Source organism: Vibrio marisflavi CECT 7928, from assembly GCF_921294215.1.
GTDB classification, from domain to species: domain Bacteria; phylum Pseudomonadota; class Gammaproteobacteria; order Enterobacterales; family Vibrionaceae; genus Vibrio; species Vibrio marisflavi.
This window is the reverse complement of the sequence record NZ_CAKLDM010000002.1, coordinates 1,745,703-1,761,781: the sequence shown is the minus strand read 5'-3', so window position 1 is coordinate 1,761,781 and position 16,079 is coordinate 1,745,703. Positions and strand designations below refer to the sequence as shown.

Sequence of the window (16,079 nt, the reverse complement as noted above, 5' to 3'; positions counted from 1 at the left end):
AACTTCTTCACCTTCATCGTAAAACACGTGTCTCTATACTGAATGACTAGGTTAGTCAATTAACAATAGGTGAATGTTATGGGTAAGCTTGTAGACGGAGTCTGGCACGACGTTTGGTATGAAACAAAAGAAAACAACGGCAAGTTTGTTCGTGAAGATGCGGGCTTTCGCAACTGGATTGAAAATAGACCTGACGCACAGTTCAAGCCAGAATCAGGCCGATATCATTTGTATGTTTCCCTAGCTTGTCCTTGGGCCCATCGAACGCTGATCTTTCGTGAACTCAAGCAACTTACTTCTCATATCGACATTACTGTTGTGTGCCCGGATATGTTAAATGAAGGTTGGCAAATGGGATTGCCAGAGCCGCTCTTTGGTCATACTCGTTTGCATCAAATATACACGCAAGCTAAACCGGACTATACCGGTAGAGTAACGGTACCTGTATTGTGGGATAAGAAAACTGAGTCCATTGTTAGCAACGAGTCATCTGAAATTATTCGTATGTTTAACACAGCATTTAATGACCTTACTGGAAATCACGACGACTATTACCCAGCAGTCTTGCACAGCGAAATTGATAAATGGAATGATTTCATTTACCCGAATATAAATAACGGCGTTTATCGTTGTGGATTTGCAACGACTCAATCAGCATATGAAGAAGCCTATGAGTCTCTGTTTAATGCACTAGATGAAGTGGAGTCACATCTAGACAACAACAGGTATTTGGTTGGCAATCAAATCACTGAAGCTGATTGGCGTTTGTTTACAACTCTAGTACGTTTTGATGCGGTTTACGTTGGGCACTTTAAATGCAATAAGAAGCGTATTTTGGATTATCCAAATATTCAGAATTATCTAAAAGAGCTCTATCAAGTGGAAGGGGTGAAGCAGACGGTCGATTTCTATCATATTAAACGACACTATTACTTCAGCCATACTCAAATTAACCCGACACAGGTGGTGCCAGTAGGGCCAGAGCTGGACTTAGATAGCGTACATAACCGAGTGCAAAAGTTTTCACGTTAGCTTACCTGAAGCTGAGATTAATTTACTCGCTAAAATTTACAAGGCCCTCAAGACAACTTGAGGGCCTTTGGCTCTAGCAAGACAGAGAGTTTAAATTAAGCTTCTGCTTGTGATGCTTGGATAGCAGTTAGAGCGATGGTGTAAACGATATCGTCTACCAATGCGCCGCGTGATAAGTCGTTCACTGGCTTGCGCATGCCTTGCAGCATTGGACCAATTGATACGAGATCTGCAGAACGCTGTACCGCTTTGTATGTTGTGTTACCAGTATTTAGATCTGGGAATACAAATACAGTTGCTTTACCTGCAACAGGAGAGTTAGGTGCTTTAGAAGCTGCCACGCTTTCCATGATAGCCGCATCATATTGAAGTGGGCCATCAATGATTAGGTCTGGGCGCTTCTCTTTCGCGATGCGTGTTGCTTCACGTACTTTATCTACATCAGCACCTGAACCAGATTCACCAGTAGAGTATGAGATCATAGCTACACGTGGTTCGATACCGAACGCTGCTGCTGATTCTGCTGAAGAGATTGCAATTTCAGCTAGCTGTTCTGCGTTTGGATCTGGGTTAACCGCGCAATCACCGTAAACAAGTACTTGGTCAGGCAGTAGCATGAAGAATACAGAAGAAACAACAGATGTGCCTGGCGCTGTCTTAATGATTTGGAACGGAGGAACGATAGTGTTTGCTGTCGTATGAACAGCACCAGAAACTAGGCCGTCAACTTCGTCGTTCTCAAGCATCATAGTGCCTAGGAATACTGAATCTTCTAGCTTCTCGCGTGCAACGACCTCAGTCATGCCTTTCTTCTCACGAAGCTCAACTAAGCGTGATACGTAGTTGTTGCGCACTTTTTCAGAATCGATGATTTCAACGCCAGCACCTAACTCAACACCTTGTTGAGCAGCTACACGGCGGATTTCTTCTGGGTTACCTAAAAGCACACATTGTGCGATACCACGTTCAGCACAGATTGCTGCAGCTTTAACAGTACGTGGCTCATCACCTTCAGGTAGCACAACGCGCTTGCGTGCTTGTCTTGCAAGTTCAGTAAGTTGGTAACGGAATGCTGGTGGGCTGAAGCGCTTAGTACCTTGCGAACCTTCACTTAGAGAATCGATCCAAGGAACATCGATGTGGCTTGCAACGTGTTCGTTGATAAGCTCGATACGCTCTTTATCATCTGGTGGTACTTCTAAGCTGAAGCTTTGAAGGTTCAGAGAAGTTTGCCACGTGTTGCCTTCAACACGGATGATTGGTAAGCCAGTATCAATAGCTGGTTGACATAGGTGCTGGATTTCAGCTGGAAGCTCATAGCCACCAGTAAGAAGGATTGCACCAATTTCAACACCGTTCATTGCTGCAAGTGAAGCTGCAACGATAACGTCTGGTCTATCACCTGATGTGACTAGCAATGACCCTGGTTTGAAGTGCTGAAGCATGTGCGGTAGAGAACGCGCACAGAACGTGATGCTACGGATACGGCGAGAGTTGATATCACCTTCATTGATGATTTCAGCTTTTAGGTGGTTCGCGATATCAATTGCACGAGTTGCAATCAGGTCAAGCGTCCAAGGCACACAACCAAGCACTTTAATTGGGCTTGAGTTGAAGATTTGCATCACTTCAAGGTTGGTGTGAATTGCAGCTGTTGAGTCATCAAAAATTTCAGAAAGGTCTGGGCGAGTACGACCTGAGCTATCAACAGGAGCGTTCAGCTTATTGATGATTACGCCAGAGATATTTTTGTTTTTGATACCACCAAAGTGTGAACAAGCAACTTCAATGCGCTCTTTAAGCTGCATAGGGTTGTCTGTACCTGGAGTTGCAACCAGTACGATTTCTGCACCTAGAGTCGCTGCGATTTCTGCGTTAATTTGGTTTGCAAAAGGGTGCTTACGTGTTGGAACGATACCCTCGATCAAAGTTACTGCAGAGTTTTTATTGACGGCGTTGTATCTTTCAACGATTGTTTCAAGCAAAACGTCAGTTTTATCTGCGCCAATCAGGTGTTCAGCTTCAGCGATTGATGTAGGCTCACCGATTTTGATATCACTTGTAGCCTGAATAATTGCAGATGTTAGATCTGGATGGTTTGAATTGTCTAATCTTGGTTGGGCAATCGGCTTATAAAAAGCAACGTCGACACCTTTACGCTCCATTGCACGAAGTACACCCGTGCAGACACTAGTTAAACCTACGCTAGTGCTAGTCGGGATGAGCATGATTGTACGGGACATTGTATAGTACCTTACTATGTAAACTTAAATAATGTTCAACTTCTTGTTGGGGGGTGTAACAATATTAGAAGTTGAGCCCCTTTAAAAAATCTGGCCAGCAAGAGTCGCTGGCCAAGAAAAGAAATTATAGTCCTGACAAACGAGCCGTATCTTCAGCGATAACGAGTTCTTCGTTTGTTGAGATAACCATCGCTGGAACGCGGCTATTTTCAGTTGTTATGACACCTTCGCCACCAAAGCGCGCTGCTAAGTTAGCTTCGCTGTCTACTTCAATACCAAGTACACCTAAACGGTTAAGAACCATTTCGCGAATTGGTGCAGAGTTTTCACCAATACCACCAGTAAATACGATTGCATCTAGCTTGCCGTCAAGTGTTGCTGTGTAGCCAGCGATGTATTTAGCTAGGCTGTGACAGAAAACGTTCATTGCGCGCGTCGCTTCTTCTTTTTCACCGTAGTTGTCTTCAACAAAACGGCAATCAGAAGTCACTTCTGTTAGACCTTGTAGACCAGACTCTTTAGTTAGCATAGTGTTGATTTGATCAACTGAGTAACCTAGGTTGTCATGTAGGTGGAAAATGATAGCAGGGTCGATATCGCCACAACGAGTACCCATTACTAGACCTTCAAGTGGAGTAAGACCCATTGAGGTATCTACACACTTACCATCTTTAACAGCACAAACTGAAGCACCGTTACCTAAGTGGCAGTTAATGATGCTGGTTTCTTCAACTGGCTTGTTTAGACGTTTTGCTGTCTCACGAGTAATAAATAGGTGAGAAGTGCCGTGCATACCGTAGCGACGGATGCCGTGTTCTTTATATAGGCTATATGGAAGCGCGTATAGGTAAGCTTCTTCAGGCATTGTTTGGTGGAATGCAGTATCAAAAACAGCAACCATAGGTAGACCCGGGAATGCTTTTTGTGCAGCTTTGATACCAATGATTGCTGCAGGGTTATGAAGAGGCGCAAGAGTCGCACAGTCTTCAATGCCTTTAACCACATCATCATTGATAAGTGCAGACTGAGTGAACTTCTCTCCACCATGAACAACGCGGTGTCCTACAGCTTTTAGCTGCTCGGCCAACTCAGGCTTAGACGCTAAGATAGTCTCTACTATGAAAGCTAGCGCTTGATCGTGAGCTGCACCTTCACCTAGTTGCGCTTCGTGTTTACCATCCAGCTTCCACTTTATGCGGGCATCAGAAAGGTATAAACATTCAGCAAGACCTGTTAGGTATTCGTCGCCAGTGCTTGGGTCGACAATAGCGAACTTAAGTGATGAACTACCGCAGTTTAATACTAAAACTAGCTTAGACATGAGTGACTACCTGTGATTATCGATTGTGACAAAAAAATAAACCTCAGAAATAGTAAGCAGCTTTGTGAGCACGTACTTAATCTTGGTCAAAAAAACTTCAATTTCCATATCGAAAAAGGTTACCTTGAGTGTGTTTACCTAAGGTTGTCCTAACAAATCTATCCTAAAGTTGCTCATATTGACAAAATAAGCAACAATGAGAACTAGACACCGTTATTAATGGTGAATAATAGATTTGTTAATATAACAAAAAATTGATCAAATTAAAAAAAATTGATGAATTATAAAAAAAGGTAATCAATTACGTCATTTGTTTAGATGTTCAACTTTTTTTAAAGATCGGCCAGACGAGTGGTGGGGGGATTATGAGTAATAAAGTTGGTTTGATACGCAGCTTAAAAAGTGGTCAGAAGTATATGGACTCTTGGCCTATGCGTAAGGAACTCAATCTGCTTTTCCCAGAGCAAAGAATAATCAAAGCAACAAAGTTTGGCATTAAAGTGATGCCAGCTATTGCAGCGATTAGTGTTTTGACTCAGATGGTGTTCCATAACGAGCAAGCAATGCCGCAGGCGGTCATTATTGCTCTTTTTGCTATTAGCTTGCCTCTACAGGGTGTTTGGTGGTTGGGTAATCGAGCTAATACACAGTTGCCACCTGCATTAGCTGGTTGGTATCGCGAAATTCACCAGAAAATCACTGAAACTGGTTTTGCTTTAGAGCCTGCTAAGTCAAAGCCTCGTTACAAAGAGCTAGCAAGTATTTTGAATCGTGCATTTAGGCAATTAGATAAGACTGCTCTAGAACGTTGGTTTTAATCCAAATATCTCCAAACAAAAAAACCTCACGCATTGGCGTGAGGTTTTTTTATACTGAGCGGAAACTTAGTTGAACATCGCGATTGCTTTCTCAGCGTCTACGTATTCTAGGTTGAAGCTCTCTGCTACTTCTTTACAAGTCACTTTACCGTGGATTACGTTCAATCCTTCTAGGAAACCGTTGTCGCTAAGTAGCGCTTCGCGGTAGCCTTGGTTTGCTAGCTTGATAATGTAAGGTAGAGTCGCGTTATTTAATGCAAAAGTAGAAGTGCGCGCGACAGCACCTGGCATGTTAGCTACACAGTAGTGAACGACATCATCAACAATGTAAGTTGGTTCTGCGTGTGTTGTAGCGTGAGATGTTTCGAAACAGCCACCTTGGTCGATTGCAACATCGACAACAGCACTACCGGTTTTCATTCGCTTGATGTGGTCTTTAGTAATCAGCTTAGGTGCTGCAGCACCTGGGATAAGTACTGCACCGACAACAAGGTCTGCTGCTAGAACGTGCTTCTCGATAGCATCTTCAGTTGAGTAGACAACTTTAGCTTGCCCTTGGAATTCTTCGTCTAGCTTACGTAGGGTATCTAGGTTTCGATCTAGAATCGTCACGTCTGCACGAAGGCCGACAGCCATTCTTGCCGCGTTAGCACCTACAACGCCGCCACCAACAATGACAACTTTCGCAGGTTCAACACCCGGTACGCCGCCTAGTAGCAATCCGCGTCCACCGTGAGACTTCTCTAACGTTTGAGCACCAGCTTGAATGGACATTCTGCCAGCAACCTCAGACATTGGTGCTAAAAGTGGCAATCTTCCCATATTATCTGTTACAGTCTCATAGGCTATACAGACAGCTTTGCTTTTAATTAGGTCTTCTGTTTGTGGAAGATCTGGTGCTAGGTGCAAATAAGTGAATAAAATTTGCCCTTCGCGAAGCATAGCGCGCTCAACAGCTTGCGGTTCTTTAACTTTTACAATCATATCCGCTTTGGCGAATACGTCAGACGCGGTAGGAAGAATGGATGCACCTACAGATATGTAATCATCATCTGAAAAGCCAATGCCCGAACCGGCTTTGGTTTCTACGTAGACTTGGTGGCCAAGAGAGATTAGTTCTCTCACGCTTGCGGGGATCATTCCAACACGGTACTCGTGGTTTTTGATTTCCTTTGGTACGCCAATGATCATCCTGACTCCTTTATGTTTCATGGTTATATTAACTATTAATGTTGTATTTATATCGAGTTTACATCTAGTATAGTAGTTGATTGGCGATATTTGATACTGAATATTAAAAAAATGTAGTATAAATTTTTGCAAGGAAGTTATAAGGTGGAATAAAAAATGGTAGACAACTATAAAAAGCCGTCTAAAGATCTCGACCGAATCGATCGCAATATTCTTAATGAATTGCAAAAGGATGGTCGTATATCTAACGTTGAATTGTCGAAGCGAGTCGGTTTGTCTCCAACCCCGTGTCTAGAGCGGGTACGTCGACTAGAGCGTCAAGGTTACATATTGGGTTATACAGCGCTACTCAACCCACAATACCTTGATGCTTCTCTATTGGTATTTGTTGAAATTACGTTAAATCGTGGTGCACCGGATGTCTTCGAACAATTTAATACAGCCGTTCAAAAATTAGATGATATCCAAGAGTGCCACTTAGTTTCTGGTGATTTTGACTACTTGTTGAAGACCCGAGTGTCAGATATGAGTGCGTATCGAAAATTGCTTGGGGATACCTTGCTACGTTTACCTGGTGTCAATGACACCCGAACCTACGTTGTAATGGAAGAAGTTAAGCAGACCAATCATTTAGTCATCAAAACTCGTTAGCCGAAATACCTTTCTATATTCTGACTTTCGGCAATTGGGTTTTGAACCTCGATATGTTTAAATCTTTATGAGTGGTTGCTGGCTCGTTGTTTTTTCGTTTTAATCATTTGTTTATAAATGACTAAACTTAAGGTAATCGGCCAACACCGCTCAAATTGTATTTAACAGTGCCTATCCTAAAATGGATAGTGTCAGCGGATGATTCAGTAATTTATGTTCAAAGAGAGCAAGAATAAAGTCGAAACTATCGTTAAAACGGGTGAAGTGCCTCGTCCTTTCCGTTTAAACGGTTCGCAACGCCTCAAAGAGTGCGGGTTAATCCTAGCCGTACTTGTCTCCATGTTGCTATTTGTGGCGCTTATCACTTTCAGCCCAGCTGATCCTTCATGGTCCCAAACTGCGTGGGGCATGCATATCAATAATGCTGGTGGTTTCGTCGGAGCTTATGTCGCAGATACACTCTTTTTCACATTTGGAGTGCTAGCTTATTTAGTGCCTTTCTTATTGGTAATTTCTTCGTGGGTTTACTATCGGAAGAAAGACAGTGGCGAGCCCATTGATTTTATGCTTTGGGGCACCCGCGTTTTAGGCTTGGTGATTCTTATCTCAACTAGCTGTGGTTTAGCTGATATTAACGCGAATGATATTTGGTACTTTTCCTCTGGTGGTGTAATAGGGGATGTGCTTACTAACCTTGCTCTGCCAACACTAAACGTGTTGGGGACAACGCTCGTTTTCCTATTTTTGTGGGGAGCGGGTTTTACTCTTCTTACTGGTATTTCATGGTTAAGAGTTGTGGAGTGGTTGGGTGAAAAAGCAATCAGTGCTTTAACCTCATTGTTCAATCGTGCTCGCGGTGAGAAAGATGAGCTTATTCAACCAACAAGCTTTGCGGCAAAAGATGATCTACTGATAGAGTCGTCAAAACCTCAGGAAAAAGTTGTTGAAAATGAAGCTATTGAGGAGGCGCAAATTAGCGACCCTCTAATGGAAACTAAGTCCATTAAGCGTAAGTTCAATATACATGTCCCAGAGAAATCGAAGCAAGAGCGCAAAGAGCCAGTGCCAAACTTCCTTAAAACGGGTACCGATGCAGTTTCTGAAGAATTCACGCTCGCAGACTCAGACATAGAGACTCAAAGGCAAGATTTAAACGCTACTATTGAAGAGCTAGAACGCGCAGCGGCAAGTCAGGATGGGCTTTCGGTTGTTGATAACTCTTTAAATGAACCGATAGCTTCAGTACATGAAGAGGTTACTTCTGAGCCTTTTGCTGAAAAGGAGTCTGTGGTTGTTCAGGACACCCCATGGAATATTGACACTGACCCAGTTGATCCGGTTATAGATACTGAGCAGTTTGAACAGGTTTTTGATGACTTCGAATCTGATGAAGCGCACCAGCAACCGGTCATTTCTTCTTTTGATATTGATGACGAAGTAGAAGAGAAGGTTGCTGAAAATATCGATCAAGATGTGCAAGCATTTCAAGATATGGTTGCTGATGCGAAGGTGACAGCAAAAGAAAAACACAACCCATTCTTGGTGCAAAAAGAAACAGACTTACCAGTGCCAGAAGAGCCGATGCCAACGTTAGAGCTACTTTATCATCCTGAAAAGAGAGAAAACTTTATTGATAGAGAAGCGCTAGAAAACATCGCTCGTTTGGTTGAAGCTAAATTGGCTGATTACAAAATTCAGGCTGAGGTCGTCGATATATTCCCCGGTCCAGTAATTACTCGATTCGAGCTCGATTTGGCTCCTGGCGTTAAGGTTAGCCGTATTTCTAGTCTCTCTATGGATTTGGCTCGCTCTCTCTCTGCAATGGCAGTACGAGTGGTTGAGGTTATTCCGGGCAAACCTTATGTTGGCTTAGAGCTACCAAATATGAGCCGCCAGACCGTTTATTTCTCGGATGTAGTGGGAAGCCCTCAATTTGAGAATGCGAGCTCTCCAACAACGGTCGTTCTTGGGCAAGATATCGCCGGAGATGCGGTAGTCGCGGACCTGTCTAAAATGCCTCATGTGTTGGTTGCGGGTACTACGGGTTCAGGTAAGTCGGTTGGAGTGAACGTGATGATCTTGAGTATGCTTTATAAAGCGACTCCAGAAGAAGTTCGTTTCATCATGATTGACCCGAAAATGCTTGAACTATCTGTTTACGAAGGCATTCCTCATTTACTTTCTGAAGTTGTCACTGACATGAAAGATGCGTCCAATGCGTTGCGTTGGTGTGTTGGAGAAATGGAACGTCGCTATAAATTAATGTCAGCTCTTGGGGTCAGAAACATTAAAGGTTTCAACGATAAACTCAAGATGGCTGCTGCGGCAGGACACCCGATTCATGACCCGTTATGGAAAGAGGGTGACAGCATGGATCAGGAAGCGCCTTTGCTCACCAATCTTCCTTACATAGTAGTTATTGTTGATGAGTTTGCTGACTTGATGATGGTCGTTGGTAAAAAGGTGGAAGAGCTCATTGCTCGACTTGCACAAAAAGCACGTGCAGCGGGTATTCACCTGATCTTAGCAACACAAAGGCCTTCTGTTGATGTGATTACTGGTTTGATTAAAGCCAACATACCAACTCGTGTTGCCTTTACTGTATCAACGAAAACTGACTCTAGAACGATACTGGATCAGGGTGGTGCTGAGTCTTTGCTTGGCATGGGTGATATGTTGTATTTGCCACCAGGCTCAAGTCATACAACTCGTGTTCATGGGGCGTTCGCATCAGATGACGATGTGCATGCGGTCGTAAACAACTGGAAAGCGCGTGGCAAGCCTGAGTATATCGAAGAAATTACAAGTGGCGACCAATCTCCAGAAACACTGCTTCCAGGCGAAAAAATGGAAACTGATGAAGAGATGGATCCACTATTTGATCAGGTGGTGGAGCATGTTGTGGAAACTCGCCGAGGTTCTGTTTCAGGTGTGCAGCGTCGCTTTAAGATTGGTTACAACCGAGCAGCGAGAATCGTAGAGCAACTTGAAGCACAAGGTATCGTGAGTGCACCGGGCCATAACGGAAATCGAGAAGTACTCGCTCCTGCACCGGGTAGAGATATGAACTAACTGAACTTAGAGTAACAATGAAATCCCCCGCGAAGATAGCGGGGGATTTTTTTATCGGAGGCTTAACTCGGATTTCTTAGCAAATTGGCTAAGGAAAATAATTGCAATAGCAATGAGGTTGCCGGCAAAGATGACAATCAACCATTGTGGCATTGAAAGGGTTAAGAATTGCCAAGATATTTTTGAGCACTCTCCACTTGCAGAGAATATCCAAGGAAACCACTGATTAAGTTGAAGCCAGCTTGGGAATTCAGGAACTAGGCTACATGTATTGAATATGCTTGGATGCAATTGAATACTCACATGCTCGATCGCGAGTGAAAGCCCTTTAGCTGAGCTGGCTGCCCATATAACCATACCCATCCAGAAAAAGGTGAAATGCTTAGGGTTTATTAAACCAATCAGAGCGCCAATGATGATTCCGAGCATAGATACACGCTCATAGACACACATGACACATGGGTCTAGGTGCATGACATGCTGGAAGAATAGCGCGCTACCTTCGAAAAATAGTGTAAAAAGTAGTAGTAGAGACCAGGACAAGCGACGTTTTGAAAATTGTTTTATTGATAGTAGTAAACTCACACAGTGACCCTTAGGTATATAGACAAAAGCTCTGACATATCAGAGCTTTTTATCTTGTATTGGTTCCATATTCAACTAGTTTTTCTAGTGACTAGTAGCTTTTACGGCCCCGACAGCTTGAACTGCACTGTCTGTAATCCAGTGCATTTGGTGGAAATAGGCTGTCATTGGTTCAATAAAGAACATGATGCCAAATAAACCGACAAGTGAAAGGACAATCGTATAGGGTAGAGCCATCAACACCATTCGGCCATACGATAGTCGGATTAATGGAGCAAGTGTTGAAGTCAGCAAGAACAAGAACGCTGCTTGGCCGTTTGGTGTTGCAACTGAAGGTAGATTAGTACCAGTGTTAATAGCTACTGCCAACAAATCAAATTGCTCACGTGAAATAAGCCCTTGGGCTAAAGCATCCTTTACTTCAAGAATATATACGGTCCCAACAAACACATTGTCGGACACCATCGAAAGTAGTCCGTTGGCGACATAAAACAGTGCTAACTGTGTACTTTCATTTTTGACGTTTAGAACAGCGTCGATCACTGGGCCAAATAGATGTTGATCAATGATTACCGCGACTATCGAGAAGAATACGGCTAATAGGGCGGTAAATGGCAGTGCTTCTTCAAACGCACGGCCGATTTGATGCTCTTCAACTACACCTGTGAAAGAGGTAGCCAGGATAATCACAGACAAACCAATTAGGCCTACAGCGGCTAAGTGGAATGCTAACCCAATCATTAACCAAACTGCGATTATGCCCTGAACATACAGCTTGACTACATCTTGTTTGGTTCGGGATTGTTTTTCAGCTTTGTCGAAATCGACTAGAATTTTTCGCACGTTGTCTGGTAGTTCAGCGCCGTAACCAAATACTTTGAACTTCTCTACTAGAGCACAAGTGATAAGTCCGAAAATGAATACCGGAACCGTAATTGGAGCCATACGGATGATGAAGTCACCGAACTGCCAGCCCGCTTGGTCGGCGATGATCAGGTTCTGAGGCTCACCAACCATGGTCATTACGCCACCTAGAGCAGTACCAATACCAGCGTGCATTAATAACGAACGAAGAAATGCTCGATAGCGCTCCAAGTCGTCACGTGACAATGAGCACAGATGTTCGTCTTGGGTATGGTCATGAGAAGAGTTGGTTCCTTTCCCTGAAGCGACCTTATGGTATATCGCGTAGAAGCCGACCGCGACGCTGATAACAACCGCAATCACCGTTAAAGCATCTAAAAATGCCGATAGAAATGCTGAGACAAAGCAGAATGAAAGTGAAAGGAGAACTTTTGAGCGTATACCAAGCAATATTTTGGTAAAGATGAAAAGAAGTAGTTGCTTCATAAAGTAGATGCCAGCGACCATAAAGATCAGTAGCAATAGAACTTCGATGTTACTCACTAATTCATGTTTAACTTGTTCTGGGCTAGTCATTCCAATAGCAATCGCTTCAATGGCTAACAAGCCACCTGGTTGCAGAGGGTAGCACTTCAGTGCCATAGCGAGAGTAAAGATAAACTCAACGACAAGCAGCCAACCGGCAACAAATGGGTTGAAATGAAATACGATAGGGTTGATGACTAAAAAAGCAACAATTGCCGCTTTGTACCAAGTTGGTGAATTGCCAAGAAAGTTTTTGACAAAAGCGTTTCCGAATGACATCGGCATAAATAATACTCTTATTTGTTTTAAACCAAATTTATATGGCTTGCATTCATTTAGGGGTACTAGCTAGTCAATGACGTAGATTAACGCTGCACAGATAAGGTGTTTTTATTATGAAAAGTGAGCATCATAGGGATGATTCTGTGCAGTCCCTCCCTGAAAATTAATCGCAAGCGCTCCATGCTCGACGCAAACTCTACTGATCAATGTTATAGAGTCAATACTTAGCGCCAGTTTAGCCTTAGTTGAGGCTGTGATTTATCTCGAAACGAGATCAAAGCAGCGGTTTTGGTAATTTTTCTTGGAATAAACTAACTTTTATGAGGGATTGTGTTGTAAGCGCGTATTATATGCATTTTATCTTACTAAAATTGCATAAATGTTAATGATATTGGGTGCTTGTATTCATATTTTTAATCTCATAACTGACTGTATTTAGGTATTTTAGACGGACATATTTGCTAAGTTAGTGGTCATAATTATTTATATGCAGGCGCCTTTTGTATAAGGCTGTGCTTTTCAGTTATTTATGAAAAATTAAATTGATTGACTGAATCCGCATAGGTGTCAACCCAGAGTCAAGAATGCTGTAGCGTCACAGTGAGATAGAGAAGTTTTATGCATTTTATTTTTATCGTGCCAAACTAGTGGTATGATGAGTTGCATTGGACTCTTATACCCAAACATCCAACAACACGCCCACGATGGTTGCTTGGAAATATAACAAATTGGAAAAGTAATTAATGGTCATTAAGGCAAAAAGTCCGGCTGGATTTGCAGAAAAGTATATTATCGAAAGCATATGGAATGGTCGCTTTCCACCAGGTTCAATCTTACCAGCTGAACGAGAGCTTTCTGAACTAATTGGTGTCACTCGCACAACGTTGCGCGAAGTCCTGCAAAGATTAGCTAGAGACGGTTGGCTAACTATTCGTCATGGGAAACCGACAAAAGTTAATGAGTTTATGGAAACGTCTGGACTCCATATCCTAGACACGCTCATGACTCTGGATGCAGATAATGCAACTGCGATAGTGGAAGACTTGCTAGCAGCTCGCGCGAATATCAGCCCGATCTTTATGCGTTACGCCTTCAAAGTGAACAAAGAGAGTTCAGAGCGTACGATATCTAATGTGATTGAGTCTTGTGAAGCACTACTGAATGCTGAATCTTGGGATGCTTTTATGGAAGCGTCACCATATGCTGAAAAGATATCTCAGTATATTGGCGATGATGGTGAAAAAGACCCGGAAGTTCGTCAGGCAACGCTAATCGCGAAAACCTTTAACTTTTACGACTATATGCTTTTCCAACGTTTGGCTTTCCACTCAGGAAATCAAATCTATGGCTTAATTTTTAATGGCCTGAAAAAGTTATATGACAGGGTTGGAAGCTATTACTTCTCGAATGAAACAGCGCGTTCTTTAGCAATGAACTTTTACCGTGAGCTTCTTGATGTTTGCCGCTCTGGTGAAAGGGATAAACTACCTTTAGTTGTGCGCCATTATGGTCTTGAAAGCTCGCAGATCTGGAACAAAATGAAAACTACATTACCAACAAACTTTACCGAAGATGAACACTAGAGCCTAAGAGAGTCTTCTAATGAAAAGCCTGTCATTGAAGACAGGCTTTTTTGATTCTAGGACGCTTCGTGGCCACCGGCTTCCCAGAACCATTGCGTAAGGTGCAACTCAAGATCACCTAACTCCTCAGGGCCGATCAGTGCTAATCCTAGATCTTCCGCGCGTGTAATATCGTTATACCTCAATGGGCGGAAACTCACGAGCATTGCTCTTGCTTGCAGTCCTCCTAGAAGGTCTCGTAAAGACTCCAGTTTGTATAAGGTGTCGTCTCCGTCATCTCTCATACCTTTGGTTTTGCACTCGATAATATGCAGTTTATTGTTTACGACGCAGGCGACATCCAATTCGTTTCTAACTTCTCGTTCACCAAGCTTTCTATATACTTGAACACCTAGTGAATGGTCCTGTATGGTCGGCATCTTGTCTTGAATACGTCGAACCGTAGTATGTACTAGGTTCTCTAACCATTCTCCATTTGAGAAACGGCGCGCATTCTCATCGGCAAAAGTTAAAACACCCTTGTCGTAGTTAGCAATGTTAGCATCGACTAGGTCGTTGATAAGCTGACTTAATTCTCGGTAGCCTTGCTGCTTTTCGGTGAGCTCAACGTCAAGCTTTTGCTCTTTTCTACAGGTTGTGGCTAAGTAGTTTAGAGTAGCGAGTCCCGGGCCCAACTCAAGTGCTTGGCTAGCCCAGCGTTTTCCTATTAGATGCAGGGTTTCATTTAGGCTTGGAGATATCTCTTCTTCGTTAAACTCGCCTCGTGCACCAAAAATAGTCAGGTAGTCTGCAATGGTAATGTTGTCTTGCACTTGACCATCTGCGCGAGACTCTGGGTAAAGCCAACAAAAGCGATCGCTGTTGGGCTCAACAACAAATATAGGCCATTCGTAGTTACGGAAAACCTCATAGAAGCAAAGAAGTCGATGCCTTAAACCACAGCTTGCATTGAGTACGACTTTTTCATTTTCTGTGGTTAGTTTTTTTGCTAATTTTTGGGCAGACTGCTTGATTAGCAATGTGTTAGCGTCTTGTGGAATATCATAAAATTCAGATTCAATGTTTCTTTGGCTGAGAACTTGTTGCAGTCTTTGAAACATAGTCTGTTGGCTTATATCGCCAACAAATATCATTTTTGCCTCAGTCACTCTATTGTCTAAAAGTGGAGTGATTAGGCGAATAGGATCGGAGTCAATGATACCTACATGAACAGTCATAACATTCCTCATTAAGGGCTTCTACTGCTTGAGTTTATAAGGCGGTGGATTTACGTAACTATCTGACGGCCAGCACCCTTTTTACGATATTGAGTTAATTTCCTCAAAAACAAGTCATCTGTTTTGTTATTCGCAATTCTTTTCTTTTATTTACAAGGATTTTACATAAACCCGAAATATTAACCGATATCAATATAAGTTAAGTGCCAAGACTCGCACTCATCAATCTGGCGCTAAGGAAGAACTATTGCCTGTTGATAATATTGAGCTTTCTTGGCGTATAAAGCATACTTGGGCGAGATAAATCATAGTGTAATGGAGCATTTTATGGCTGAAGAGACTATCTTTAGTAAAATCATTCGCAAAGAAATCCCAGCAGATATCGTTTATGAAGACGAGTTAGTGACAGCATTTAGGGACATTAGCCCAAGAGCGCCGACACATATTTTAATAATCCCAAATAAATTGATCCCAACAGTGAATGACGTGACAGCTGATGATGAAGCGACCATGGGAAGAATGTTTACTGTTGCAAGGAAACTCGCAGAGCAAGAAGGTGTCTCAGAAGATGGTTATCGTTTGTTGGTAAATTGCAATAAACACGGAGGTCAAGAGGTGTATCACATACATATGCATCTTGTCGGCGGACGTCCGCTAGGGCCTATGTTAGTCGGTTAACAGCGTCGCAAAAATTG

Annotated in this window: 12 protein-coding genes; 6 read left to right on the top strand and 6 right to left on the bottom strand. The window is 42.8% G+C overall.

What is annotated here, in order from left to right:
* Positions 1–78: 78 nt before the first annotated feature.
* On the top strand, positions 79–1,032 hold the full coding sequence (locus L7A31_RS14825; RefSeq protein ID WP_237362551.1) for a glutathione S-transferase family protein: 954 nt from the start codon (positions 79–81) through the stop codon (positions 1,030–1,032).
* A 95-nt stretch (positions 1,033–1,127) separates the two neighbouring features.
* Here L7A31_RS14825 and pta read toward each other — a convergent pair whose 3' ends face one another.
* Both pta and L7A31_RS14815 read right to left on the bottom strand, forming a co-directional pair.
* Positions 1,128–3,275 (bottom strand): phosphate acetyltransferase, encoded by a 2,148-nt coding sequence (pta, locus tag L7A31_RS14820; RefSeq protein ID WP_237362550.1) that lies wholly within the window; start codon positions 3,273–3,275, stop codon positions 1,128–1,130.
* Positions 3,276–3,399: 124 nt separating this feature from the next.
* Positions 3,400–4,596, bottom strand: a complete 1,197-nt coding sequence (locus tag L7A31_RS14815) for an acetate kinase (protein WP_237362549.1) — start codon at positions 4,594–4,596, stop codon at positions 3,400–3,402.
* Positions 4,597–4,961: 365 nt separating this feature from the next.
* Here L7A31_RS14815 and yfbV point away from each other — a divergent pair, with 365 nt between their 5' ends.
* A complete protein-coding gene (gene yfbV, locus L7A31_RS14810; RefSeq protein ID WP_237362548.1) occupies positions 4,962–5,414 on the top strand; it encodes a terminus macrodomain insulation protein YfbV in 453 nt (150 codons plus the stop codon).
* Between the two features lie 66 nt (positions 5,415–5,480).
* On the opposite strand, the gene ald is transcribed toward yfbV, so the two are convergent.
* A complete protein-coding gene (gene ald / locus L7A31_RS14805) occupies positions 5,481–6,605 on the bottom strand; it encodes an alanine dehydrogenase (RefSeq protein ID WP_237362547.1) in 1,125 nt (374 codons plus the stop codon).
* A 156-nt stretch (positions 6,606–6,761) separates the two neighbouring features.
* Here ald and lrp point away from each other — a divergent pair, with 156 nt between their 5' ends.
* Positions 6,762–7,256, top strand: coding sequence for a leucine-responsive transcriptional regulator Lrp (gene lrp / locus L7A31_RS14800; protein WP_237362546.1), 495 nt, complete (start codon positions 6,762–6,764; stop codon positions 7,254–7,256).
* 213 nt (positions 7,257–7,469) lie between these two features.
* Positions 7,470–10,328 (top strand): DNA translocase FtsK, encoded by a 2,859-nt coding sequence (locus tag L7A31_RS14795; RefSeq protein ID WP_237362545.1) that lies wholly within the window; start codon positions 7,470–7,472, stop codon positions 10,326–10,328.
* Between the two features lie 51 nt (positions 10,329–10,379).
* Here L7A31_RS14795 and dsbB read toward each other — a convergent pair whose 3' ends face one another.
* On the bottom strand, positions 10,380–10,913 hold the full coding sequence (dsbB, locus tag L7A31_RS14790) for a disulfide bond formation protein DsbB (RefSeq protein WP_237362544.1): 534 nt from the start codon (positions 10,911–10,913) through the stop codon (positions 10,380–10,382).
* A gap of 84 nt (positions 10,914–10,997) precedes the next feature.
* Positions 10,998–12,587 (bottom strand): Na(+)/H(+) antiporter NhaB, encoded by a 1,590-nt coding sequence (gene nhaB, locus L7A31_RS14785; protein ID WP_237362543.1) that lies wholly within the window; start codon positions 12,585–12,587, stop codon positions 10,998–11,000.
* A 740-nt stretch (positions 12,588–13,327) separates the two neighbouring features.
* On the opposite strand from nhaB, the gene fadR reads away from it, so the two are divergent.
* Positions 13,328–14,167: a fatty acid metabolism transcriptional regulator FadR gene (gene fadR, locus L7A31_RS14780; protein ID WP_237362542.1), complete on the top strand. Its 840-nt coding sequence runs from the start codon at positions 13,328–13,330 to the stop codon at positions 14,165–14,167.
* A 56-nt stretch (positions 14,168–14,223) separates the two neighbouring features.
* Here fadR and L7A31_RS14775 read toward each other — a convergent pair whose 3' ends face one another.
* The gene (locus L7A31_RS14775; RefSeq protein WP_237362541.1) at positions 14,224–15,384 is read right to left on the bottom strand and encodes a Card1-like endonuclease domain-containing protein; all 1,161 of its coding nucleotides are present in this window, start codon (positions 15,382–15,384) and stop codon (positions 14,224–14,226) included.
* A 327-nt stretch (positions 15,385–15,711) separates the two neighbouring features.
* Here L7A31_RS14775 and hinT point away from each other — a divergent pair, with 327 nt between their 5' ends.
* Positions 15,712–16,062 carry a purine nucleoside phosphoramidase gene (gene hinT, locus L7A31_RS14770; RefSeq protein WP_237362540.1) on the top strand — a complete coding sequence of 117 codons (351 nt, stop codon included), beginning with the start codon at positions 15,712–15,714 and terminating at the stop codon, positions 16,060–16,062.
* The last annotated feature ends 17 nt before the right edge of the window (positions 16,063–16,079 follow it).

Excerpts from the sequence above, each read along its gene's own strand:
- L7A31_RS14795 (WP_237362545.1), top strand. The coding sequence starts at position 7,470 with ATGTTCAAAGAGAGCAAGAATAAAGTCGAAACTATCGTTAAAACGGGT.
- L7A31_RS14815 (WP_237362549.1), bottom strand. The coding sequence starts at position 4,596 with ATGTCTAAGCTAGTTTTAGTATTAAACTGCGGTAGTTCATCACTTAAG.
- L7A31_RS14775 (WP_237362541.1), bottom strand. The coding sequence starts at position 15,384 with ATGACTGTTCATGTAGGTATCATTGACTCCGATCCTATTCGCCTAATC.
- L7A31_RS14825 (WP_237362551.1), top strand. The coding sequence starts at position 79 with ATGGGTAAGCTTGTAGACGGAGTCTGGCACGACGTTTGGTATGAAACA.
- lrp (WP_237362546.1), top strand. The coding sequence starts at position 6,762 with ATGGTAGACAACTATAAAAAGCCGTCTAAAGATCTCGACCGAATCGAT.
- ald (WP_237362547.1), bottom strand. The coding sequence starts at position 6,605 with ATGATCATTGGCGTACCAAAGGAAATCAAAAACCACGAGTACCGTGTT.
- fadR (WP_237362542.1), top strand. The coding sequence starts at position 13,328 with ATGGTCATTAAGGCAAAAAGTCCGGCTGGATTTGCAGAAAAGTATATT.
- nhaB (WP_237362543.1), bottom strand. The coding sequence starts at position 12,587 with ATGCCGATGTCATTCGGAAACGCTTTTGTCAAAAACTTTCTTGGCAAT.
- hinT (WP_237362540.1), top strand. The coding sequence starts at position 15,712 with ATGGCTGAAGAGACTATCTTTAGTAAAATCATTCGCAAAGAAATCCCA.
- yfbV (WP_237362548.1), top strand. The coding sequence starts at position 4,962 with ATGAGTAATAAAGTTGGTTTGATACGCAGCTTAAAAAGTGGTCAGAAG.
- pta (WP_237362550.1), bottom strand. The coding sequence starts at position 3,275 with ATGTCCCGTACAATCATGCTCATCCCGACTAGCACTAGCGTAGGTTTA.